This is a genomic window from Sphingomonas swuensis, assembly GCF_039538045.1.
GTDB classification, from domain to species: Bacteria; Pseudomonadota; Alphaproteobacteria; order Sphingomonadales; family Sphingomonadaceae; genus Sphingomicrobium; species Sphingomicrobium swuense.
In genome coordinates this window covers 2,522,093-2,541,809 of sequence record NZ_BAABBQ010000001.1, presented here as the reverse complement: position 1 = coordinate 2,541,809, position 19,717 = coordinate 2,522,093, and the positions used below count along the sequence as shown (strand labels likewise).

20 protein-coding genes are annotated in these 19,717 nt (G+C 69.6%); 3 read left to right on the top strand and 17 right to left on the bottom strand.

Going from position 1 to position 19,717, the window contains the following annotated elements; translation table 11 throughout:
- Positions 1-15: 15 nt before the first annotated feature.
- Genes ABD727_RS12735 through ABD727_RS12720 form a run of 4 tightly spaced genes read right to left on the bottom strand, consistent with a single transcriptional unit; the run spans position 16 to position 2,603 of the window.
- Positions 16-1,131: a murein hydrolase activator EnvC family protein gene (locus ABD727_RS12735; RefSeq protein ID WP_344707759.1), complete on the bottom strand. Its 1,116-nt coding sequence runs from the start codon at positions 1,129-1,131 to the stop codon at positions 16-18.
- Between the two features lie 4 nt (positions 1,132-1,135).
- Positions 1,136-1,558 (bottom strand): 23S rRNA (pseudouridine(1915)-N(3))-methyltransferase RlmH, encoded by a 423-nt coding sequence (locus ABD727_RS12730; protein WP_344707758.1) that lies wholly within the window; start codon positions 1,556-1,558, stop codon positions 1,136-1,138.
- Positions 1,559-1,573: 15 nt separating this feature from the next.
- On the bottom strand, positions 1,574-1,891 hold the full coding sequence (gene rsfS / locus ABD727_RS12725; RefSeq protein WP_344708083.1) for a ribosome silencing factor: 318 nt from the start codon (positions 1,889-1,891) through the stop codon (positions 1,574-1,576).
- A gap of 52 nt (positions 1,892-1,943) precedes the next feature.
- Positions 1,944-2,603, bottom strand: coding sequence for a nicotinate-nucleotide adenylyltransferase (locus ABD727_RS12720; protein WP_344707757.1), 660 nt, complete (start codon positions 2,601-2,603; stop codon positions 1,944-1,946).
- Positions 2,604-2,668: 65 nt separating this feature from the next.
- On the opposite strand from ABD727_RS12720, the gene ABD727_RS12715 reads away from it, so the two are divergent.
- Complete coding sequence (locus ABD727_RS12715; protein ID WP_344707756.1) at positions 2,669-3,640, top strand: DUF3667 domain-containing protein; 972 nt, start codon at positions 2,669-2,671, stop codon at positions 3,638-3,640.
- Between the two features lies 1 nt (position 3,641).
- On the opposite strand, the gene ABD727_RS12710 is transcribed toward ABD727_RS12715, so the two are convergent.
- The 3 genes from ABD727_RS12710 to ftsH form a co-directional block, all read right to left on the bottom strand.
- Positions 3,642-4,019, bottom strand: coding sequence for a hypothetical protein (locus ABD727_RS12710; RefSeq protein ID WP_344707755.1), 378 nt, complete (start codon positions 4,017-4,019; stop codon positions 3,642-3,644).
- 23 nt (positions 4,020-4,042) lie between these two features.
- Complete coding sequence (locus ABD727_RS12705) at positions 4,043-4,423, bottom strand: hypothetical protein (RefSeq protein WP_344707754.1); 381 nt, start codon at positions 4,421-4,423, stop codon at positions 4,043-4,045.
- Between the two features lie 62 nt (positions 4,424-4,485).
- On the bottom strand, positions 4,486-6,432 hold the full coding sequence (gene ftsH, locus ABD727_RS12700) for an ATP-dependent zinc metalloprotease FtsH (protein ID WP_344707753.1): 1,947 nt from the start codon (positions 6,430-6,432) through the stop codon (positions 4,486-4,488).
- Between the two features lie 216 nt (positions 6,433-6,648).
- Between ftsH and ABD727_RS12695 the strand changes: the two genes are divergently transcribed.
- The gene (locus ABD727_RS12695) at positions 6,649-7,506 is read left to right on the top strand and encodes a serine hydrolase (protein ID WP_344707752.1); all 858 of its coding nucleotides are present in this window, start codon (positions 6,649-6,651) and stop codon (positions 7,504-7,506) included.
- Here ABD727_RS12695 and tilS read toward each other — a convergent pair.
- The 7 genes from tilS to ABD727_RS12660 form a co-directional block, all read right to left on the bottom strand.
- Complete coding sequence (tilS, locus tag ABD727_RS12690) at positions 7,503-8,459, bottom strand: tRNA lysidine(34) synthetase TilS (protein ID WP_344707751.1); 957 nt, start codon at positions 8,457-8,459, stop codon at positions 7,503-7,505. The genes ABD727_RS12695 and tilS overlap by 4 nt on opposite strands.
- Before the next feature lie 39 nt (positions 8,460-8,498).
- Positions 8,499-9,374, bottom strand: coding sequence for a tol-pal system YbgF family protein (locus ABD727_RS12685; RefSeq protein WP_344707750.1), 876 nt, complete (start codon positions 9,372-9,374; stop codon positions 8,499-8,501).
- Positions 9,375-9,414: 40 nt separating this feature from the next.
- Positions 9,415-10,209, bottom strand: coding sequence for a helix-turn-helix domain-containing protein (locus ABD727_RS12680; protein WP_344707749.1), 795 nt, complete (start codon positions 10,207-10,209; stop codon positions 9,415-9,417).
- Between the two features lie 79 nt (positions 10,210-10,288).
- Complete coding sequence (gene ptsP / locus ABD727_RS12675; protein ID WP_344707748.1) at positions 10,289-12,553, bottom strand: phosphoenolpyruvate--protein phosphotransferase; 2,265 nt, start codon at positions 12,551-12,553, stop codon at positions 10,289-10,291.
- 49 nt (positions 12,554-12,602) lie between these two features.
- On the bottom strand, positions 12,603-13,541 hold the full coding sequence (locus ABD727_RS12670; RefSeq protein WP_344707747.1) for a J domain-containing protein: 939 nt from the start codon (positions 13,539-13,541) through the stop codon (positions 12,603-12,605).
- 88 nt (positions 13,542-13,629) lie between these two features.
- Positions 13,630-14,613, bottom strand: coding sequence for an NAD(P)H-dependent flavin oxidoreductase (locus ABD727_RS12665; protein WP_344708082.1), 984 nt, complete (start codon positions 14,611-14,613; stop codon positions 13,630-13,632).
- A 17-nt stretch (positions 14,614-14,630) separates the two neighbouring features.
- Positions 14,631-15,869: an aspartate kinase gene (locus tag ABD727_RS12660; protein ID WP_344707746.1), complete on the bottom strand. Its 1,239-nt coding sequence runs from the start codon at positions 15,867-15,869 to the stop codon at positions 14,631-14,633.
- A 99-nt stretch (positions 15,870-15,968) separates the two neighbouring features.
- Between ABD727_RS12660 and ubiG the strand changes: the two genes are divergently transcribed.
- Entirely contained in the window at positions 15,969-16,694 is a 726-nt protein-coding gene (ubiG, locus tag ABD727_RS12655) for a bifunctional 2-polyprenyl-6-hydroxyphenol methylase/3-demethylubiquinol 3-O-methyltransferase UbiG (protein WP_344707745.1), read from the top strand.
- A gap of 13 nt (positions 16,695-16,707) precedes the next feature.
- Here the strand turns inward: ubiG and ABD727_RS12650 are convergent, their stop codons facing one another.
- The 3 genes from ABD727_RS12650 to ABD727_RS12640 form a co-directional block, all read right to left on the bottom strand.
- The gene (locus ABD727_RS12650) at positions 16,708-17,196 is read right to left on the bottom strand and encodes a hypothetical protein (RefSeq protein WP_344707744.1); all 489 of its coding nucleotides are present in this window, start codon (positions 17,194-17,196) and stop codon (positions 16,708-16,710) included.
- 16 nt (positions 17,197-17,212) lie between these two features.
- Positions 17,213-19,135 carry a CocE/NonD family hydrolase gene (locus tag ABD727_RS12645; RefSeq protein ID WP_344707743.1) on the bottom strand — a complete coding sequence of 641 codons (1,923 nt, stop codon included), beginning with the start codon at positions 19,133-19,135 and terminating at the stop codon, positions 17,213-17,215.
- A 97-nt stretch (positions 19,136-19,232) separates the two neighbouring features.
- Positions 19,233-19,418, bottom strand: a complete 186-nt coding sequence (locus ABD727_RS12640; protein WP_344707742.1) for a hypothetical protein — start codon at positions 19,416-19,418, stop codon at positions 19,233-19,235.
- Positions 19,419-19,717: the final 299 nt, after the last annotated feature.

The window sequence follows — 19,717 nt, the reverse complement described above, 5'->3', positions numbered from 1 at the left end:
AGCGCATAACAGCATTCAGGATGAACGGGCGATGAGGGCCGCCGGCTCCACCGTACCGCCACGGAACAGTTCGGCGGTCAGGTCGCCGAGTGCGCTTCCGACCCGCTCGCCCGGCGCGACTCGCTCGCCGACACGGCGCGTCGGGCGAAGTCCGCTGAGGAGGGTCATCCGGCCGCCGCCATGATCGATGATTAGCACGCCTTCGCGGCGGCGGAACGGCCCCGAGAAGACGACCGTGCCGCCCGCCGGGGCAACCACCTGCGCGCCGCGTCCGGCGGCGATCGTCAGCCCGCGCGAGCGCACGCCATTGTCCATCAGTTCGCCGACCCCGGTGAGCAGGCGCCCGCTCGCCGGAACGCGCCAGGCGAAGGACTCCGCTTGAGCGGACCCGGCATCGGCGACCGGGCGCGGCTCGGCTTCGGGCAGCTGCGCGAGCGCGGCCGCCAGCCGGTTCGCCGCGGCACGCTGCTCGGTCTCGCTCCGGAGCGAGGCCAGCCGGTCCGCCCGGTCGACCACCGTGTCGCCGGCCGCAAGTGCCTGCCGGCCGCTCGCCGCAGAGGCCGCAAGCGCGTCCTGCTCCAGCCTTGCGAAGCGCTGCTGGGCCGTCTTCGCGGCGGCGCGCTGCTCGCCGAGCGCGGCGACCAGGCTGCGCTGCCGCTCGGTCACCGCCCTTAGTGCCTCGACCTCGCCGCGAAGCGCCGCGCTCCGCCGGTCGACCTCGGGCCGGACGTGCCGCACCAGCGCCGCCAGCCGGACCTGCTCGTCGGCGCCGCCATGGCTTGCAAGAACAACCCACGCCGGTCGCCGAGCCGACTGCACCAGCCCGGCAAGGAGATTGGCGGCCGGCGCTCGCGCCTGTGCCAGTCTCTGGTCAAGCACCGCCTGGCGTCGTGCGAGGCTCGCCAGTTCCGCCTCGCTCGCGGCGATCCTGGCGTCGGCGGCGAGCATCGCCTGCGCCGCCGCCGCCGCCGCCGCCGAGGCCCTGGCCGCCGCGCCGCGGGCCTGGCTCTCGACTTGCTCGAGCCGGCGCTGCTCGGCTTCTGCCGCGCGCGCCTCGCGCTCGGCCTCGATCAGCGGATCGGCCGCCGACAGCAACAGCGGCGCGGCAAGGAGGAGGGCGAGGGCTCGCATCGCCTCAACCCTGCCGGTGATAGGGATGTCCCGCAAGCCAGGAGGTGGCGCGATAGAGCTGCTCGGCCAGCATCGCCCGCGCCATCATGTGCGGCCAGGTCGCCGGTCCGAAGCTCAGCAGCAGGTCGGCGCCTGCACGCACCTCGTCCGAATGGCCGTCGGCGGCGCCGATCAGGAAGCGACACTCGCGCCGTCCCTCGTCGCGCCAGCGCCCGAGCCGTTCGGCCAGGTCGCTCGACGCCAGTGCCTTGCCGCGCTCGTCGAGGAGGACGGTCACGGTCGGAGAGAGGGCAGGGGGAGGGGTTCCGCCGCGGTCGGGCAGCTCGCTGATCTTCGACGGCCATTGCAGCCGCTTCATGTAGCGTTCGACCAGTTCGGCCTCGGGCGAGCGGCCGATCTTGCCGCGCGCGATGATGTGAAGGAGCATGGGGCGAGCCTCAGCTCACCCCGCCGCGACCGCCTTGTCGTCGCCGAACGCCCACATCCGCTCGAGATTGTAGAAGCTGCGGACCTCGGGGCGGAAGAGGTGGACGATGATGTCGTCGGCGTCGATCAGCACCCAGTCCGCGGTCGGCAGGCCCTCGATCCGGACCAGCTTGCCATAATCCTGCTTAAGGCGGTCGGCGAGCTTGTTGGCCATGCTCGCCACCTGCCGGGTCGAGCGGCCGCTGGCGATCACCATATGGTCGGCGATGCTCGACTTGCCGGCGAGTGGGATGGAAACGATGTCGAGGGCCTGATCGTCGTCGAGGCTGCGCATCACCGCGGCGTGAAGGTCGTCGACGGAAGCCGGCGCGCGCGCACCAGCCAGCTCAGGGGTGTCGGCCAAGGTCTCTCCTGTACTCTCTCAAATGGTCAACGCACGATGGTGCGTTCGTGTTGCGGACGAAACGTTCGTGCCAGCGGGGGTCGGCGGCGCGGAGCTGCGTGGCGGAAGTCCGGTCGGGCGGTAGCCGCAGGAAGACGATCGCCGGGGCACTCCACCGCGTCCACTGCTTTGCCTGGCTGCCGGGCCGGACGAAGCGCCGGAGCCAGCCCGAAGCGCTAGCCGTCCGAGCCTCGTCATCATATCCCGGACGCGACAAAACGGCAATCGGCACCGTTGCCGCCAACCGCCGCCAATCTTTCCACTGATGGAATTGCGCCACAGTATCCTCGCCCATCAGCCAGATGAAGCGATCGCGCGGGTAGCGGCGGACGAGAACCTCGAGCGTATCCACGGTGTAGACCTTGCCCAGCCGCCGCTCGATGTCGCTGACCTTGATCGGCGACCGCCGGGCCATCTCCCGGGCCGAGGCGAGTCGCGCCGCATAGGGTGCCATCCCGGCCTTGGGCTTGAGCGGATTGCCGGGCGAGACCAGCCACCACACCTCGTCGAGCCCGAGCGCACTGGCCGCGGCAAGACTCATCGCCCGGTGCGCGCGGTGCGCCGGATTGAAGCTGCCGCCGAGAAGCCCGATGCGCCGTGTCACGGGCGAGGGGCTAGCAGGGCGGCCCCGCCTCTGCCACTCTCGGGGCTGCCGTCAGGGGAAGGCAGATGAACGCGCTCGACAAAGACATCGCTGCTGCCCAGCAGGCGCAGTGCCTCAACTGCGCCGCGCCGCTGAGCGGCCCGTTCTGCGCCAGCTGCGGGCAGAAGGCCCGGATCAACCGCTCGCTCGCCGCCTTCTTCAGCGATCTTCTCGCCGGACTGTTCAACTTCGAAAGCCGCTTCTGGCGCACCCTGCCGATGCTTGCCTGGTGCCCGGGCGACCTTACCCGCCGCTACGTCGAGGGGCAGCGCGCACGCTTCATCTCGCCGATCGCGCTTTACCTGTTCAGCGTCTTCCTGATGTTCGCCGCATTGGGCTCGATGGGCGGTGCGATGGCTGGACTGAACGTCAACAACGGCCTCGCCAAGGCCCGGACGGAAAATCAGGCCCAGCTTGCGGCGCTCGATCGGCAACGGGCCGAGGCTGTCCGCACAAAGTCTCCGACGGTCGAGCTGGATCGCCAGATCGCCGCCAAGCGAGGCGAAATCGCCGACATCGACCGGACCATCAAGGGCGACTTCTCGACCGAACTGGAGAGCGGCAACGACGGGGCGCCCGCTTGGGTCGTCGAGGGCGTCCGCAAGGTCGCCGCAAATCCCCGCGAATTCATGAGCCACGTCCAGGAAGCCGCGTCCAAGTACAGCTGGGCGCTGATCCCCTTGTCCTTGCCCTTCATGTTCCTGCTCTTCCCTTTCAGCAGGCGGCACGTCTTCGATCACGCGGTGTTCGTGACCTACTCGCTGTCCTTCATGATGCTTCTGATCCTTGCCGGAAGCCTGCTGGTGGTGGTGGGAGCCGGCATCATGGCGCCGTGGCTGCTGCTGGTCCCGCCCTTCCACATGTATCGCCAGCTCAAGGGCGCCTACCAGCTGCGCTGGTGGAGCGCGCTGCTGCGCACCTTCGTGCTGCTGACCTTCTCCTTCATCGCCCTGCTGCTGTTCGCGGGGGCGATGGTCGCGCTCAACCTCGTCGCCTGAGCTAGCGGCAGGGGTAGCGCTTCACCATGATGTGGCGGAAGCCGTCCGAAATCGTCATCGAACGGGACTGGGCAGGGGGAATGGCGCGAAGCTCTGCCAGCAACTGCTGCGCACTGAAGCCCACCCTCTTCTGACCCGCCGGGCGGCAATAGACTCCGGGCTTGCCGCTCTTTTCGGCCGCCAGCTGCTCGGCCTTGAGCGCCTCGCCGGACCCCTTCATCTGGGCCATGAGGACGTTGATCTCGCCCTTGTGGAGCAGGGCCAGCATGCCCTTCTTCTCCAGCGCCGTGCCGCGCTTGACGAATTCCGCCAGTGGCATGCTCTGCGCGCTCGCCGCGCTGGCCATCATCAATCCCGTGATCAGAAGAACCAGCCGCATTCCACCCCCATCGATGCCGCCGGTCAGCCCCGGCAAGGATATTTGCGCTGCAACACGATCAGCATGCCTTGCCGCAGGCTGATCCGCTCACGCTGCTGTTGAGGAATGGCTCGCAGACCTTTGATGAACTCCATATTACCAAGCTCGGCGCGCGGCTTGGGCGAGCAATAGAGAATCTTGCGCCCGGCCTTCTCGGCCGCTTCGCGCTCCAGCCGGATGCTGTCGCCCGCCGCCGTCCCCTCGCGTTGCAGTCGCTTGTAGTCGCCATCGACCAGCGCCAGCGGTCCCTTGCCAAGCAGCCGCTCGGCGCGCGTCAGGAAGTTCTGCGCGGTGCCCGGTGCCGCGGCGGCGGCGGGCGTGGCGATCGCGCTGGCGGCAATCAGGACGGTGACCAGATAACGCATAAGACAAACCCCTTCCCGGCAAGCGCCGGAAAGGGGTTTGCCGTTGAGATGCTGGTAACGCGTCAGGCGCCGGCGGGTGCCGCTCCGCCGATCGCGCCCGGACGGCGAGTCTTGGGAATGCCCGCGCCCGCCGTCGGGAAGATCGGCCTGGCCGACGATCCGCGATCGATCGAGCCGCCCGCCAGCAGCGTCTTGATCTCTTCGCCGGTCAGCGTCTCGAATTCGAGCAGCGCCTTGGCGATGAGGTGGAGCTGGTCGACATGGTCGGTCAGGATCTGCCGGGCCCGCTCGAGGCCGCCTTCGACGAACCGCTTCACTTCCGAATCGATGAGCTTGATCGTCTCGCCGCTCATCCGCTTCTGCTGCGGCGCGAAATAGCCGGTCGGGGTCTCGTCGCCCTCGGAGAAGTCGAGCGGTCCGAGCGCGTCCGACATGCCCCACTTGGTGACCATCGCGCGGGCCAGTCGGGTCGCCTGCTGGATGTCGCTCTGCGCACCCGACGACACCTTGTGGTGGCCGAAGATCAGCTCTTCCGCGACGCGCCCGCCGAACGCCACCGCCAGGTCGGCGTGCATCTTGTCGCGGTGGTAGGAATAGCTGTCCCGCTCGGGAAGCGGCTGGACCATGCCCAGCGCGAAGCCGCGCGGGATGATCGTTGCCTTGTGGATCGGGTCGGCGGTCGGCTCGTGCGCGAACACCAGCGCGTGGCCCGCCTCGTGATAGGCGGTCATCCGCTTCTCGTCCTCGGTCATGACCATCGAGCGGCGTTCCGCGCCCATCATCACCTTGTCGCGGGCGTCGTCGAATTCCTGCGCCGCGACCAGCCGCTTGCCGCGCCGGGCGGCGAGCAGCGCCGCCTCGTTGACGAGATTGGCGAGGTCGGCACCCGAGAAGCCCGGGGTTCCGCGGGCGATCACCCGGCCGTCGACGTCGGGCGCCAGCGGCACCTTCTTCATGTGCACCGCGAGGATCTGCTCGCGGCCCTCGATGTCGGGGCGCGGCACCATAACCTGGCGGTCGAAGCGGCCCGGACGAAGCAGGGCGGGGTCGAGCACGTCGGGACGGTTGGTCGCGGCGATGATGATGATGCCCTCGTTGGCCTCGAACCCGTCCATCTCGACCAGCAGCTGGTTGAGGGTCTGCTCGCGCTCGTCGTTGCCGTTGCCGAGCCCGGCGCCGCGATGGCGACCGACGGCGTCGATCTCGTCGATGAAGACGATGCACGGCGCGCTCTTCTTGGCCTCGGCGAACATGTCGCGGACTCGGCTCGCGCCGACGCCGACGAACATCTCGACGAAGTCCGAACCCGAGATGGTGAAGAAGGGCACGCCCGCTTCACCCGCGATGGCGCGGGCGAGCAGCGTCTTGCCGGTACCGGGCGAGCCGACCAGCAGCGCGCCCTTCGGGATCTTGCCGCCGAGCCGGGCGAAGCGGCCCGGATCCTTGAGGAACTCGACGATCTCCTGCAGCTCCTCGCGGGCCTCGTCGATGCCGGCGACGTCGGCGAACGTCACTCGGCCTTCCTTGGGAGTGAGCACCTTGGCCCGGCTCTTGCCGAAGCCCATCGCGCCCGAACCGGCGTTCTTCTGCATCTGCCGCATGATGAAGAAGCTGATCCCGAGGATCAGCAGGAACGGCATCGACTGGTAGAGGAGGATCAGCCAGAAGCTCGACTGCTCGGCTTCCTTGGCCTGCACCTGCACGCCGCGCTGGACCAGCCGCTCGGTGACCTGTGCGTCGGCCGGAGCGGTGGTGCGGAAGCTCTCGCCATTGGCGAGCTTGCCGGTGATCAGCTGGTTGCCGCTGCTGGTGCTTGCGATCGTGACCTGCTTGACGTTGCGGTCCTCGACCTGCCGCACGAAGTCGCTGTAGGCGACCGAGTTGCCGGCCTGGGCGCGGCTTCCACCGTCGAGCATCTGCGCGAACAGCACCAGCGCGAACAGCACGCCGACCCAGATCAGCAGGCTCTTGGTCCAGGCGTTGCCGGGCTTCTTGTTCTTATCGTCCATGGCCGACAATGTAGGTGAGCCGTCCCGCTCCGCCTAGAGGGCCGGGCGACCGTGTCGAGGATTCGACTCGGCGCGTCGAGGCCACCATTCGCCTCACCGCGACGGCAAGTTCTTGTCCCGCCAAGGAACATGCCTCTACCGTTAAGGAACCGTTGGGCCGATCGCCGCGATAGTCGTGGGAACGTCGGTTCTTCCCTTCCTTCTGATGGAGCCTGGATGCGCGTTCTCGCACTGCTCGCATGGATTCTCAGCCTCACCGCGGCCGTGCCCGCGCTGGCCTCGTCGAATCCCGCACTGCAGCCGGTCGAGCAGCAGCTCGCCTCGCTCCTCGCCAACCGTTCGGGCGACGTCGGGGTCGCCGCGCTCGATCTCGCGACCGGAGAGACCGTCGCGGTTAACGGCGACAAGGCCTATCCGATGGCCTCGACCATGAAGGTCGCGGTCGCCGCCGCCTACCTTGCGCAGGTCGACCATGGCCGCCGCAGCCTCAACACGGTCATCGCCGGGCAGAGCGCCCGGTCGCTGATCGAGGCGATGATGACCAAGTCGAACAATGTCGCGACCGATCATCTCATCAACAATCTCGGCGGTCCGTCGGCGATCCAGAGCTGGCTGAGCTTCAACCAGGTCCGCGGCGTGCGCGTCGACCGGACAATCGCCCGGCTTCTCGCCGACAAGCGCGACCTGTGGGACATGCGCGACAGCGCGACCCCCCTCGCGATGGTCTCGATGCTTCGGACGATCGACAAGGGCAACGTTCTGACCCCCGCCAGCCGCCTCTACCTGCTCGACGTCATGGCGCGCTGCGCCACCGGCAAGAACCGCATGCGCGGCATGCTCACCGGGGTTCCGATCGCGCACAAGACCGGCACCCTCAACAACTACACCAGCGACGTCGGCTTCATCACCATGCCCGATGGCCGCCGCCTCGCGGTCGCCTTCTTCGCCCGCGGCGGGGCCGACCGGCCGACCACCATCGCCCAGGCCGCGCGGACCATCTACGACGGCTTCGCCGGCTGGCTCCGCCGGGTCAGCTTCGGCGACAGCATGGCCGCCGCGATCAGCGCCAACTAGGATCGGCGCGGCGGCTCCGGGGAGAGCCGCCAGACCGTCCCGCCCTCGAGGAGCGCGCCGCCGAGGGTGACGCGCGTGCCTGCCTCGAGCTGCCGCATCGCCCGCTCGATCTCCGGCCCGTCAGGCCGGGCCAGGCCGAGCCGGTCATAGCCAAGCAGCAGCAGCCGCCGGCGAAACTCCGCCGGCAGATCGTGTGGTTCGATCCGCACGCCATGCTCGGACCGGACAAGCCGCTCATTCGCCAGCCGGTTCGCGGCATGGGCCAGCGCCTCTTCCGCCTCGGCCAGCGCGGTCGCCGATCGCGCCAGGCGGGCCGAATCGAGCCATTCGGTCCGTCCGAGCAGGGACCGCACCCGGCTGCGATCGTGCCGCGGATCGGCGTTGGCGGGATCGTCGACCGGCTCGAGTCCGGCCGCCTCGACCACCGCCGCCAGCGCCGCCTTGCGCAGTCCGAGCAACGGCCGGACAAGCCGCACCCGGTCGGTCAGCGCACGGCTCTCGCGTACCCCTGCCAGCCCGGCGAGCCCGCTTCCTCGTGCCAGCCGCATCAGCAAGGTCTCGGCCTGGTCGTCGGCATGGTGCGCGGTCGCGACCGCCGCCAGGCCGAAGCGCTCCGCCCAGGCCGCCAGCGCCGCGTAGCGGGCCGTTCGAGCCTGCGCCTGAAGGCTCGCGCCTGACGCGACGGTCACGGTCAGTACGTCGTGAGGGATGCCGAGCCGCGTGCAGCAATCGGCAACGAACGCCGCTTCGGCGGCGCTCTCCGGCCTCAGGCCATGGTCGACCGTCGCCGCTTTTACTTGTCCGGGGCGGGCCTCGGCGGCGAGAAGCAGCAAAGCCAGGCTGTCGGGACCGCCCGATACCGCCACTCCCAGCTCGCCCTCGGGCACCAGCCGGTCGAGGGTCTGGCCGAGCCTCGCGGCGAAGGCCGTAACCTCAGGAGGTCGGCGCGACATGGCCCGCGGTCCCGGCCTTCGCCGGGACGACGGCGGCGATCAGCACTTCGCCTTGGCCTTGGCCGGCGGAAGCAGCTTCTGGAGGTCGGCGCGCATGGTCGAGCCATAGACCTCCTCGAGCTCGGCATAGGCCTTGCACGCCTGCGCCGGCTGCTTAAGCGCGACCAGCGACTGGCCGAGATAGAAGAGGCTGTCGGCGGCCCGCTCGCCGTTGCGATTGCCGCGATAGTTGGCGAGCAGCGCCTCGGCGGCGGCGCGCGGCTGCCCGCTGTCGAGCAGCGCCCGGCCGGCGAGGTTGTTGGCCCAGCTCACCCGGCGATGCCCCGGAAAGCTCGACGACATCGCGCGCAGCGCGGCGATCGCCTGCGGATACTTCTTCTGCAGCCACAGCTGGTAGCCGACGTCATAGGCGGCCTCGGCGTCGGCATCGAGATTGCCGGTGCGGACAGGCCTCGGCGTGGCGGCAGTGGCGGCCGGCTCGGGCCGGGTTTCCGCTACCGCGGGAGCGGTGGTCTCGCTGCCGCTTGAGGTCGCGGCGGGTTCGGCCGGGGCTGCGGTCTCGATCCGGCGCAGACGCGCGTCGACGTCCGCCCGCATCCGCGCCAGCTCGGTCTCGAGCGTCGCGACGCGATTGCCATTCTCCTCGGCCAGCCGGGTGCTCTCGGCCAGCTGCCGCTCGAGCGCGTCGATCCGATTGGACAAGGCGACCACCACCACCTGGCTCGCGGCCGGGCTGTCGTCGACGCCGGCGGTGTCGGCGGGCTGGCCCTTTGGGAAGACCTGGCGCTGGATCTGGCGGGTCTGCCGCTCGAGCCGGTCGATCCGCTGCTCGGGGGTGGGCTGCCGCTGGGCGGAGGCCGGCGCGGCAAGGAAGAGGGCGGCGGCCGAAAGGCTGAAGGTCAGGGTGCGCATCATGGCTCTGTTCGTGGGAGTCGCAGGCTTGCCGGTCAATGAACTACGGAGTGACCGGCGGCACCGCGGCCGGAGCCGTTGCCGCGGGGCCACGCATCAGGTCCGTAGGGGCCAGGCTGACGTTGCTGACCAGCGTGTCGGCAGGGCCGACGGCGGGCGCGTCGGCGGTTCCGACCGAGATCCGGATCGACTGCGGCCGACCCGTCCGAAGGACCGGCGCGGTGGCGGTGGCGGGGACCTCGAAGCTCTGCCCCGGGGCAAGCTCGCCCTGGAACAGGTTGCGGCCGCCGCGCTCGCGCACCTGGAACCAGACCTGCTCGTTGGCGGTGATCACCACCGGCCCGGTCGGGGTCGCGTTCGGAGCGGCGGAGGCGGGGACCGACCCGGCCGGCGAAGCCTCGCTCGTCGCCGGCGCCTCGGCGACTTCGTCGGGTGCCGTCAGATCCTGATTGCGCATGTAGAGGAAGGCGGCGACCGCGGCGACCAGCAGCAGCAGCGCGGCGAGCATGAGCCAGCGCGGCATCACTCGCGCCGGGTCGGCCGGCTCGAACACCTGCGCCTCAGGCCGCGCCGCCAGCGCGCCGCCGCCCATTTCGGCCCGGAGGTCCTCGCCGATCTGGCGGCGGTCGAGCCCGACCACGCCCGCATAGCTCTTGGCGAAGCCGATCGTGTAGGTCGGCGCAGGAAGCTTGGCCCATTCGCCAAGCTCGAGGCTCTCGAGATGGCGGGTCGGAATGCGCGTGCGGGAGGCGACATCCTCCAGCGTGATCCCCTGCGCCTCGCGAGCGGCACGGAGCTGTTCGCCTACCGTCGCCGTTTCGGCCGTCTCTTCATCCATTAAAGATCCCCACCCGAACTCTGGTGCCACAGGTTCCGTCTTGTCGCGGCCAAGCGCGCATCCGTCAACTTGGCGACATTCAGCCGACCGCCACTCCGTGCCGCTTGGCCCAGTCGCCGAGCACCTTGCGCATGTCGCGGGGCGGGCGGGCAAGCAGTTGCTCGACCTTGGTCCGAATTGCCGAGGCGTCGAGCGAGCGGACCATTGCCTTGACCGGGCCCACTGCCGCCGGCGTGATCGAGAAGTTGCTGATCCCGATCCCGATCAGCGCCATGGCCTCGAGCGGGCGCCCGCCCATCTCGCCGCACACCCGCACCGGAACGCCGGCGGCGCTCGCCTCGCGCGCCACCCTCCGGAGGAAGCGGAGGATCGCCGGGCTCAGCCAGTCGTAACGAAGCGCCAGCCGCGGATCGGCGCGGTCGGCGGCGAACAGGAACTGGGTCAGGTCGTTGGTCCCGATCGACAGGAAGTCGATCCGCGGCAGCAACTGGTCGAGCATCTCGGCCAGGCTCGGCACCTCGAGCATCGCGCCATATTCGATCCGCGAAGGACCTTGCCGCCGCTCGCGCACCCACTCGACCTGCGCCTCGAACAGCGCGCGGGCTTCCTCATATTCCCACGGTTCGGAGATCATCGGGAACATGACCCGCAGCGTCCGCCCCTCGGCGGCCTCGATCAGCGCCCGTGCCTGCGCCTTCATCAGCGCGGTCCGCTCGAGGCTGAGGCGGAGCGCGCGCCAGCCCATTGCCGGGTTCTCGGCTTCGTCGCGGATGTCGTTCAGATAGGGCAGGGCCTTGTCGCCGCCGATGTCGACGGTGCGGAACACCACCGGGCGCTCGCCTGCCGCGTCGAGCACCTGCCGGTACAGCTTGAACTGTGCGTCGCGTCCGGGAAGCGCGGCCGAGACGAGGAACTGGAACTCGGTCCGGAACAGCCCGATTCCGTCGGCCCCGGTCGCGTCGAGCGTCGCCGCATCCTCGGCGAGGCCGGCATTGACCATCAGGGTCGTCTGCAGCCCGTCGCGAGTGACCGCCGGAAGGCCCCGGATCGCGGCATATTCGGCGCGGCGCTTCTGGCTCATCGCCATGCGATTGTCGAAGCTGCTCGCAATCGGCCGGGTCGGCCGGACCACCAGGCTGCCCTGGTTGCCGTCGACCAGCACCGCGTCGCCCTCGGCGGCGATATGGCCGATGTCCTTGACCCGCCCGATCACCGGCACGCCCATCGCCCGGGCGACGATCGTCACATGGGCGGTGAGCGAGCCTTCCTCGAGCACCACCGCCTTCAGCCGGCGCCGGTCATATTCGAGCAGCTCGGCGGGCCCGAGGTTGCGCGCGATCAGGACCGCGTCGCGCGCCAGTCCCGACTGCGCCGCGGTCCCGATCCGCCCGCTGACGATCCGCATCAGCCGGTTGGAGAGGTCCTCGAGGTCGTGCATCCGCTCCTTGAGCAGGGGATCGTCGATCTCGAGCATCCGGGCCCGGGTCCGCTGCTGGACCCGCTCGATCGCCGCCTCGGCGGTCAGCCCACTGTCGATCGCCGTGTTGATCCGCCGGACCCAGCCCTCGTCATAGGCGAACATCTTGTAGGTCTCGAGGATCTCCTGATGTTCGCCCGCGGTCCCGAACTCGGCTTCGCGGGTCCATTGCTCGATCTGCTCGCGCATCTTGCGGAAGGCGGCGACGACCCGCGCCCGCTCGAGCTCGGGATCCTCGGAAACGGTATGCTCGACCACCACCCGCGGCTGGTGGAAGACCGCGTGGCCGCGCGCCATGCCCGCGACCAGCTTGAGCCCGGCGAGCCGGATCATGCCCTCGCCCTGGCCGCGGCGCCGCTCGGCCCCATCGACCAGCCTCGCTCCGGCGATCAGCTCGGACAGCACCATCGCCACCGTCTGGAGCGCCTCGATCTCGACCTCGGCATAGGCGCGCGGCTCGGCATGCTGCACCGCAAGCACCCCGATCGCCCGCTCGCGGAAGATGATCGGCACGCCCGCGAAGCTGTGGAAGGCCTCCTCGCCGGTTTCCGGGCGATAGGCGAAGGCGGGATGGCTGCTCGCTTCGGCGAGATTGAGGATCCGCTCCTCGTTGGCGATGGTGCCGACCAGGCCCTGGCCAAGCGCCAGTCGCGTGACGTGGACCGCGCTCTTGTTGAGGCCCTTGGTCGCCGACAGCTCGAGCGCCCCGGCGCGGAGCAGGTAGATGGAGCAGACCTCCGAGCCCATCGCCTCGGCGATGAGGTCGACGACATGGTCGAGCTTGGCCTGCGCCGACCCGCGCTTGGCCATGACGTCGTGAAGCCCGGTCAGGATCTCGCGGGCGGACGTGGCTGCGGACAAGGGCATGGACCGCAGCGCTACCAGCCCCGCCGCGCTTGTCCAGCGGCGGCTTGACCTAGCGCCGCATGATCGCGGCGACTTCCTGGTTGCGGGCGAGGTAGGCGTCGCGCTTGCAGCTGTCGCTTCCGCACGCCTCGAGCCGCTTGAGGAAGCCGATCCGGCTCTCCATCAACCGCGAGCGGCGCGCCTGGTCGCCGGCGAGGAACGACTGATTGTAATAGACCACCTGGTGCCGGTCGAGCGCGGCAAGGTCGATGTCCGAGCCGCGCGTCGGTGCGCTCCGCGTCGCCTGCCGCGATGCCAGCCGGACGGGGGGCTGCGCCTGCGCCTGGGCCTGGGCCTGGGATTCAGCAAGCCGCGAAGACTCGGCTTTCCTCGGGGCGGTGGCGACCCGCCGCTGGGCAAGCTCGACGGGTTTCGCGGGCGGCGTGCGTACCGCCGTGTCCCGCGCCGCCGGAAGCGGCAGGGGCAGCGGAGCCGGGGTGGGAAGCGGGATGTCGCGAGGGTCGGGCAGCACCGCCTCGGGTTCTTCGGTGGAGGGCAGGGGAGTGCGGACCGGCGGCTCGGGCTCGCTCCGCTCGGGCAGCACCGACGGTACTTCCGGCGCCGGCTTGGCCACGTCGCGCTGCGCCGTCCGGACCGGTCCGGATCCACCATCGAATTCTGGCAGCGGCTGAGTCAGCGCGGCGTAGAGCAGCCCCGCGGTGGCCGCCGAGATGGCGAAGAAGGCCAGCCGACCGGTCTGCCGCTTGGCCTTGCGCGGCATCGCCATCGCGCCGCCGGGGGCGAAGCGCTCGTCCATCGCAAGCCCGTGCGCCGACCGCCGCTCTGGATCGCTCACCAGCCGATAGGCCGCGGCGACCGACTTGGCGCGCTCGACATCGGCGCCCGGCTGGTCGGGATGGTAGCGCTTCATCAGCGCCAGATAGGCAGCGCGGATGACCGCGTCGTCGGCGGTCGGAAGCACTCCCAGCACGCGATAGGCGTCGCTCATGTTCATCAGCTTGGGCGTCGGACCTCCCGGGCCGAATCACTTGTTTCTCAACGCGAAGGCCGCGCCCTAGCGCATAACGCGCCGCGGGTCAGCGCCGCCTGGCAAGCGCCGCTTCGGCCTCCTCGACCAGCTCGGCGATGATCTCGGCGGTGGGCTGCTCCCTGGTCACCATGCCGACCGACTGGCCCGCCATCACGCTTCCGGTCTCGACATCGCCGTCGATCACCGCCCGCCGCAGCGCGCCCGCCCAATAATGCTCGATCTGGAGCTGCGCCTCGGCCATCTCCAGCCGCTTGCCGTCGAGATGCTCGGCGATCTCGCGCTGCTTGGCGGCGAAGCGCTCGGTCTCCTTGTTCTTGAGCGCGCGCACCGGGATGACCGGCAGCCGCGGATCGATCTGCACGCTCGGCACCGCGTCACGTGCGCTCGCCCGAATGAAGGCCTTCTTGAAGTTGGCGTGGGCGATGCTCTCGGTCGCGCAGACGAAGCGGGTGCCCAGCTGGACCCCCGCCGCGCCCATTTCGAGATAGGCGGCGATCCCCTCGCCCCGGCCGATCCCGCCGGCGAGGAAGACCGGGATCTGCTCGGCCATGTGCGGCAATATTTCCTGCGCGAGCACCGTGGTCGAGACCGGGCCGATGTGCCCGCCGGCCTCCATCCCCTCTATCACGATCGCGTCCGCGCCCGAGCGCGTCAGCTTCTTGGCCAGGCTCAGCGCCGGGGCGAAGGCGATGAGCTTGGCGCCGGTGCCCTTGATCTTCTCGATCGCGCCGCCCGGGGGAAGCCCGCCGGCGAGCACGACATGCCCGACGCCGTGCCGCCCGCACACCTCGATCAGCTCGTTGAGCTGCGGGTGCATGGTGATGAGGTTGACCCCGAACGGCTTGTCGGTGCGCTTCTTGGTTTCGGCGATCTCGGTGTCGAGCAGCTCCGGGTTCATCGCCCCGCAGGCGATCACCCCGAACCCGCCGGCGTTGCTGATCGCCGCCACCAGGTTGCGCTCCGAGACCCAGCTCATCGCCCCGCCCATGATCGCGTAGCGCGTACCCAGGAACTCGGCGCCACGCGCCATCAGGTCGTCGAGCAGGCTCATGCCTGGCGCTCCGCGTCGAGCCCGAAGGCGGTATGCAGCACCCGTACCGCAAGCTCGGTATAGGCCTCCGGGATCAGTACGCTCACCTTGATCTCCGATGTCGTGATCGCGATCACGTTGATTCCCCGCTCGGCGAGCGTGTCGAACATTTGCGCCGCGATCCCGGCGTTCGAGCGCATCCCGACCCCGACCACGCTGACCTTGACCACGTCGGTATCGGTCAGCACGTCACCGAAGCCCGCGCTCTCCCGCACCTTCTCGAGCTCGGCCACCGCCTGCGGCAGGCTTGCGGTCGGAACGGTGAAGGTGAGGTCGCTCGGGCTTCCCGGCTTGGCCACCGACTGGACGATCATGTCGACGTTGATGTTGGCTTCGGCGAGCGGGCGGAAGATCGCCGCCACCGCGCCTGGCCGGTCGGGCAGCCCCGCCAGCGTGATCCGCGCTTCGTTCAGATCGTGGGCGATGCCCGTGATGATGTTGCGTTCCATGTTCAGTTCCCCGACCGCCTCTTCCCCGGCGATGAGCGTGCCCGTCTTGTCCTCGAACGAGGACAAGACGGTCAGCGGCATGTTGAAGCGCATGGCGAGCCCGACCGAGCGCGTCTGCAGGACCTTGGCCCCGACCGACGCCAGCTCGAGCATCTCCTCGTAGGTGACCGTCTCGAGCTTGCGCGCCCTCGGCACGATCCTCGGGTCGGTCGTGTAGACTCCGTCGACGTCGGTGTAGATGTCGCAGCGGTCGGCCTTCATCGCGACCGCGAGCGCGACCGCCGAGGTGTCCGATCCGCCGCGGCCGAGGGTCGCCAGCGCGCCTTCGCCGGTCACGCCCTGGAAGCCCGGGATCACCGCGATCCCGCCTTCGCCGAACGCCCGGTCAAGCACTGCGACGTCGATCTCCTCGATCAACGCCGAGACATGGCCCGATGCGCGGATCGGCAATTGCCAGCCCATGTAGCTGCGCGCCTTCAGCCCCATTCCCTGGAGCGTGATCGCAAGCAGCCCGCTCGTCACCTGCTCGCCGCTTGCCACCACCACGTCATATTCACGCGGGTCGTAGAGCGCGGCGGCCTCGCGGCACATCTGGACCAGCCGGTCGGTCTCGCCAGCCATCGCCGACACGACCACCGCCACCTCGTTGCCGGTCTCAACCTCGCGCCGCACCCGCTCGGCGACCGCGCGGATCCGCTCCATCCCCGCCATCGAGGTCCCGCCGAACTTCATCACGATGCGGGCCATCAGCGCTCCCCTTCCGCTTGCGGGAGGGGCCGGGGGAGGGCTTGTCGCAGGTCGTTGTTCCGCATGGTCGCCATGGCGCCGCCCTGTTAGGGAAGCCCCATGGCCGAAACAAGCACGAGCATCCTTCCGCAAGAAGCCGCCCACTTCGGCGCGATGGCCGCCGACTGGTGGGATCCCAAGGGCAGCTCGGCGATGCTCCACCGGTTGAACCCCGTCCGCCTGGCCTTCGTCCGCGAGTGCATCGACCGCCATTTCGATTCCGACGAGCGAAGCCTTCGCCCGCTCGAGGGCCGCACCGCGCTCGACGTCGGCTGCGGCGCCGGGCTTCTGGCCGAGCCGCTCGCCCGGCTGGGCGCCCACGTCACCGGGATCGACGCCGCGCCCGAGCTGATCGAGGCCGCCCGCACCCATGCCGGCCAATCGGGGCTCGCCATCCGTTACGTCGCGGGCGAGGTCGGAGCGCTCGACGGCACCTTCGACCTCGTCACCGCGCTCGAGGTGGTCGAGCATGTCGCCGACCCCGCCGCCTTCGTGCGCCAGCTCGCCGATCGCCTCGCGCCCGGCGGCCTTCTCGTGATGAGCACGCCCAACCGCACCGGCCTGTCGCGCCTGCTCACCATCACGCTCGCCGAGGGCGCCGGCCGGATCCCGCGCGGCACCCACGACTACGACCAGTTCCTGCCCCCCGAGCAGCTCGCCGCGCACCTCGCCGCCGCCGGCCTCGCCGTTACCGCCACCCGCGGAATCGCCTTCTCGCCGGGCAAGGGTCTTCACCTCAGCGAGGACCTGCGCCTCAACTATCTCGTCGCCGCGACCTGGCCCTGAAGCGCGTCGCCGCTCAGTCGTCCGACACTTCCATCCACCAGCCGCCGCCGATCGGCCGCATGGCGTTGAACCATGTGTCGGTGACGAAGCCTCGCCGGTCGCTCGTGTCGTCAAGGCTGGGCAGTACCCGCCGCCCCTCCATCGTCCCGTCTCTCCAGCTTACGGACTTCATCGCGCCCCCGAAGGCGAAGCCCCAGCGGAACAGCGCGAAATCGACATAGCGCTCGTCGCCCTTGCGCCCGCCACCCTGGATGACCGTCGCTCCGGTCCGCTCGCGAAGCCGTTCCATCAGCGCTCGCTCGCCCGCGTCCAGCGCGCCGAGCGTCGACGGATCCTCGAGGTCGAGCCGCACATATTGCCGCTCCAGCCCGAGCACGATGTCGCGCGCTTGCTCGAAGTCCGCCCGGTTCGCCCGCAGCGTTCCGATCACCTCCGAGTCCGACGGAAGCGAGGGCGAGCACCCCGCCACTCCGAGCAGCAGCAAGAATGCCGACAGGCGCATCCACCACATCCCGTCGTCAGTCCAGCCCGAGGACGATCCGCGACGGGGTCGCCTTGCCGTGGTGGATGCTGTTCCTCGCCGCCCGGCCCACCGTCTCCTCGCCGTTCCGGCCGCCGGTGTTGAGGTTGCGTTCGTAGCGCGGGAAGTTGCTGCTGGTGACCTGCAGCCGGATTCGGTGGCCCGGAAGGAAGCTGTTGCCGGTGAACATCGGCGGCAGCGTCACCTTCACCACCCGGCCCTTCTCCATCATCTTCGGCCGGTCGTAGCCGTCGCGATAACGCACCCGGAAGATCGAATCGTCGAGGTTGTAGGAGCGGCCGTCGGGATAGACGTCGGTCAGCTTGACCGCGATGTCGGTGTCGGGCGCGTCCGACGACACGAACAGCTCGAGCGTCACCGGCCCGCGCACTTGCATCGTCCGGGTCAGCGGCGCGGTCGAATAGACCAGCACGTCCTGCCGGGCCTCGACCTGCGCCTGGTCGTAGGCCCCCGCCGCCGGGATCCCGCCCATGCAGCAGGCCCCGCCGCCGAGCGTCTGCACCGGGCGCAGCGGATCGTAGACGAAGCTGTCGGCCTTGCGCGGGCTTGGCGCGGGGGCGGGCACCAGCATCCCGTCGCCCTGCACGCTGTTCGCGCCCGTCCGGCTGGTCAAATAATAGGTCATCGTCCGCGCCGGCATGGTCATCGAGCGGTCGCCCTTCAGCCAGGCGTTCTCGCCCATCTGGTAGGTCTGGACCTTGGGCTCGGCGGCGGCCCCGTTGGCCACGCCCTTCAGCTTCCAGTCGAAGAATTCGATGATCCGCTTGTCGAAGTCGTAGGAGGGATCGCCGATGTCGCGCTCGCCCACCGGCCCCGTTGCGGGCTGGCGCTGGAACGAGCAGTGGACCCCGGGCGAGACGACCAGATATTGCTGGTCCGCCGGTCGCCCGGCGGCGATGTTCTTGCGGGCGTAATCGTAGAGGTAGAGGTTGGGTCCGACGCTGACGTCGTACCAGCTCACTCCCCACAGCGCCGGCACGCCGAAGGTGTCGCCCTCGTTGGCGAAGCTGATCTCCTTCCACTTCGGCTCGGCCGGGGTCCAGCGCGAGAACCAGTCCCAGTCGGTGCGCGGGCCCTTGTCGGCGGCGATGAGGTCGCTGACCGGCAGGTGGCCGTAAAATTTGAGCATGTCCGCGGTCGAGATCTTGGGCGTCGTCGCATAGGCGTTGAGCCGCTGCGAATAGAGTTTGGCCAGTCGCGTCTTCGCTTCGGGCGTGAGGTCGGCGGGGAACATCGGCCGCTCGTCCGCGCCCGGCCCGCTGCTCCCGATGTAATCGCGCATCCAGCTCGCGAAGAGCAGCTGCAGCGCGCCGCCGCGATAGATGTTGCCCTGCTCGGCATAGGGCCCGATCTTGCCGATCCCCGCGCCATAGCCGAGCACCACCGCCGCCTGATGCGCCGGATGGTTCAGGGCCATCAGCGCCAATTGGTCCTCGGCGGTGGACGAGCAGCCATAGGTCCCGACCTTGCCGGTCGACCAGGGCTGCTTCGCCACCCAGCTGAGCGTGTCGACCCCGTCCGGCCCGGCGTTCGCCATGTAGATGTGCTTGCCCTCGGACATGTACATCCCGCGCTCGTTCTGCAGCACCAGCGCATAGCCGCGGTCGAGCAGCTTGCGCGCGAACTGGTCTTGCGCGCCGGGCTCCTCGGGATTGCCGATCGGATAGGGGGAGCGGACGACGATGGCGGGGAAGGGGCCGGCGCCCCTGGGCAGATAGACGCTGGTGTCGAGCCGCACCCCGTCGCGCATCGGCACCCACTGATGCTCCATCGCCTTGGCGACGACCGCCCCCTCGGGCGCCTTGATTGACTGCGCGGCCGCCACGGAGGGCGCCAGCGCCCCCGCCAGCATCGCCGCCGCGGCGCACCCGCTCACCCACTTGCTGCCGCTCGCCGTCATCCTGCCACCCTTGCTGTTCGCGCCGACTATGCGGGGGCGAAGTGCGGCATGCAAAGGCTAGTTGACGCCACCGCCCGATCGCCGTTCCGAGACCCTCTCACCGACCATCCCGTCCCGAGGCGCCGGCACGCACCAGGGCCCTGACCAGCGCTATCGCCACCCAATACACCGCCCCCGCCACCATCGAGACGATCCCGGGCATGACCATCATCGGCACGAAGAAGAGGGCGAGGCCCAGCAGGAACAGGAAGATCGCGAAACGGTCGGGGCAAAGAAGTCGCAACACCGCGCCACACTAGGCGCGGGGATGTCCGCTTACGACCCATTGCGGACCCGCGCGCGCCTGCTAGCCTTGCAGCGTGCCGGTCGAGAACCTCCCCGTCGCAAAGCGATGGGGAGGGGGACCGCTCCGCGTCAGCGGAGTGGTGGAGGGGCCAGCCACATGCGCGCCATCACCCGTTGCGGACATCGCAGCCAACAGCACCGGCCATTGCGAACCGTGGCTGCAGCGCCTTAGATCGCGGCATGTCGGAGCGAGCAAAGGCGTGGGTGGTCCGGAGGCAAGTCCGCCGATTGCGTGGG

What these genes read in the sequence shown, in the direction of transcription:
- ABD727_RS12735 (WP_344707759.1), bottom strand. Translation starts at nt 1,131, where the DNA reads ATGCGAGCCCTCGCCCTCCTCCTTGCCGCGCCGCTGTTGCTGTCGGCG.
- ABD727_RS12730 (WP_344707758.1), bottom strand. Translation starts at nt 1,558, where the DNA reads ATGCTCCTTCACATCATCGCGCGCGGCAAGATCGGCCGCTCGCCCGAG.
- rsfS (WP_344708083.1), bottom strand. Translation starts at nt 1,891, where the DNA reads ATGCGCAGCCTCGACGACGATCAGGCCCTCGACATCGTTTCCATCCCA.
- ABD727_RS12715 (WP_344707756.1), top strand. Translation starts at nt 2,669, where the DNA reads ATGAACGCGCTCGACAAAGACATCGCTGCTGCCCAGCAGGCGCAGTGC.
- ABD727_RS12710 (WP_344707755.1), bottom strand. Translation starts at nt 4,019, where the DNA reads ATGCGGCTGGTTCTTCTGATCACGGGATTGATGATGGCCAGCGCGGCG.
- ABD727_RS12705 (WP_344707754.1), bottom strand. Translation starts at nt 4,423, where the DNA reads ATGCGTTATCTGGTCACCGTCCTGATTGCCGCCAGCGCGATCGCCACG.
- ftsH (WP_344707753.1), bottom strand. Translation starts at nt 6,432, where the DNA reads ATGGACGATAAGAACAAGAAGCCCGGCAACGCCTGGACCAAGAGCCTG.
- ABD727_RS12695 (WP_344707752.1), top strand. Translation starts at nt 6,649, where the DNA reads ATGCGCGTTCTCGCACTGCTCGCATGGATTCTCAGCCTCACCGCGGCC.
- tilS (WP_344707751.1), bottom strand. Translation starts at nt 8,459, where the DNA reads ATGTCGCGCCGACCTCCTGAGGTTACGGCCTTCGCCGCGAGGCTCGGC.
- ABD727_RS12685 (WP_344707750.1), bottom strand. Translation starts at nt 9,374, where the DNA reads ATGATGCGCACCCTGACCTTCAGCCTTTCGGCCGCCGCCCTCTTCCTT.
- ABD727_RS12680 (WP_344707749.1), bottom strand. Translation starts at nt 10,209, where the DNA reads ATGGATGAAGAGACGGCCGAAACGGCGACGGTAGGCGAACAGCTCCGT.
- ptsP (WP_344707748.1), bottom strand. Translation starts at nt 12,553, where the DNA reads ATGCCCTTGTCCGCAGCCACGTCCGCCCGCGAGATCCTGACCGGGCTT.
- ABD727_RS12670 (WP_344707747.1), bottom strand. Translation starts at nt 13,541, where the DNA reads ATGAGCGACGCCTATCGCGTGCTGGGAGTGCTTCCGACCGCCGACGAC.
- ABD727_RS12665 (WP_344708082.1), bottom strand. Translation starts at nt 14,613, where the DNA reads ATGGCGCGTGGCGCCGAGTTCCTGGGTACGCGCTACGCGATCATGGGC.
- ABD727_RS12660 (WP_344707746.1), bottom strand. Translation starts at nt 15,869, where the DNA reads ATGGCCCGCATCGTGATGAAGTTCGGCGGGACCTCGATGGCGGGGATG.
- ubiG (WP_344707745.1), top strand. Translation starts at nt 15,969, where the DNA reads ATGGCCGAAACAAGCACGAGCATCCTTCCGCAAGAAGCCGCCCACTTC.
- ABD727_RS12650 (WP_344707744.1), bottom strand. Translation starts at nt 17,196, where the DNA reads ATGCGCCTGTCGGCATTCTTGCTGCTGCTCGGAGTGGCGGGGTGCTCG.
- ABD727_RS12645 (WP_344707743.1), bottom strand. Translation starts at nt 19,135, where the DNA reads ATGACGGCGAGCGGCAGCAAGTGGGTGAGCGGGTGCGCCGCGGCGGCG.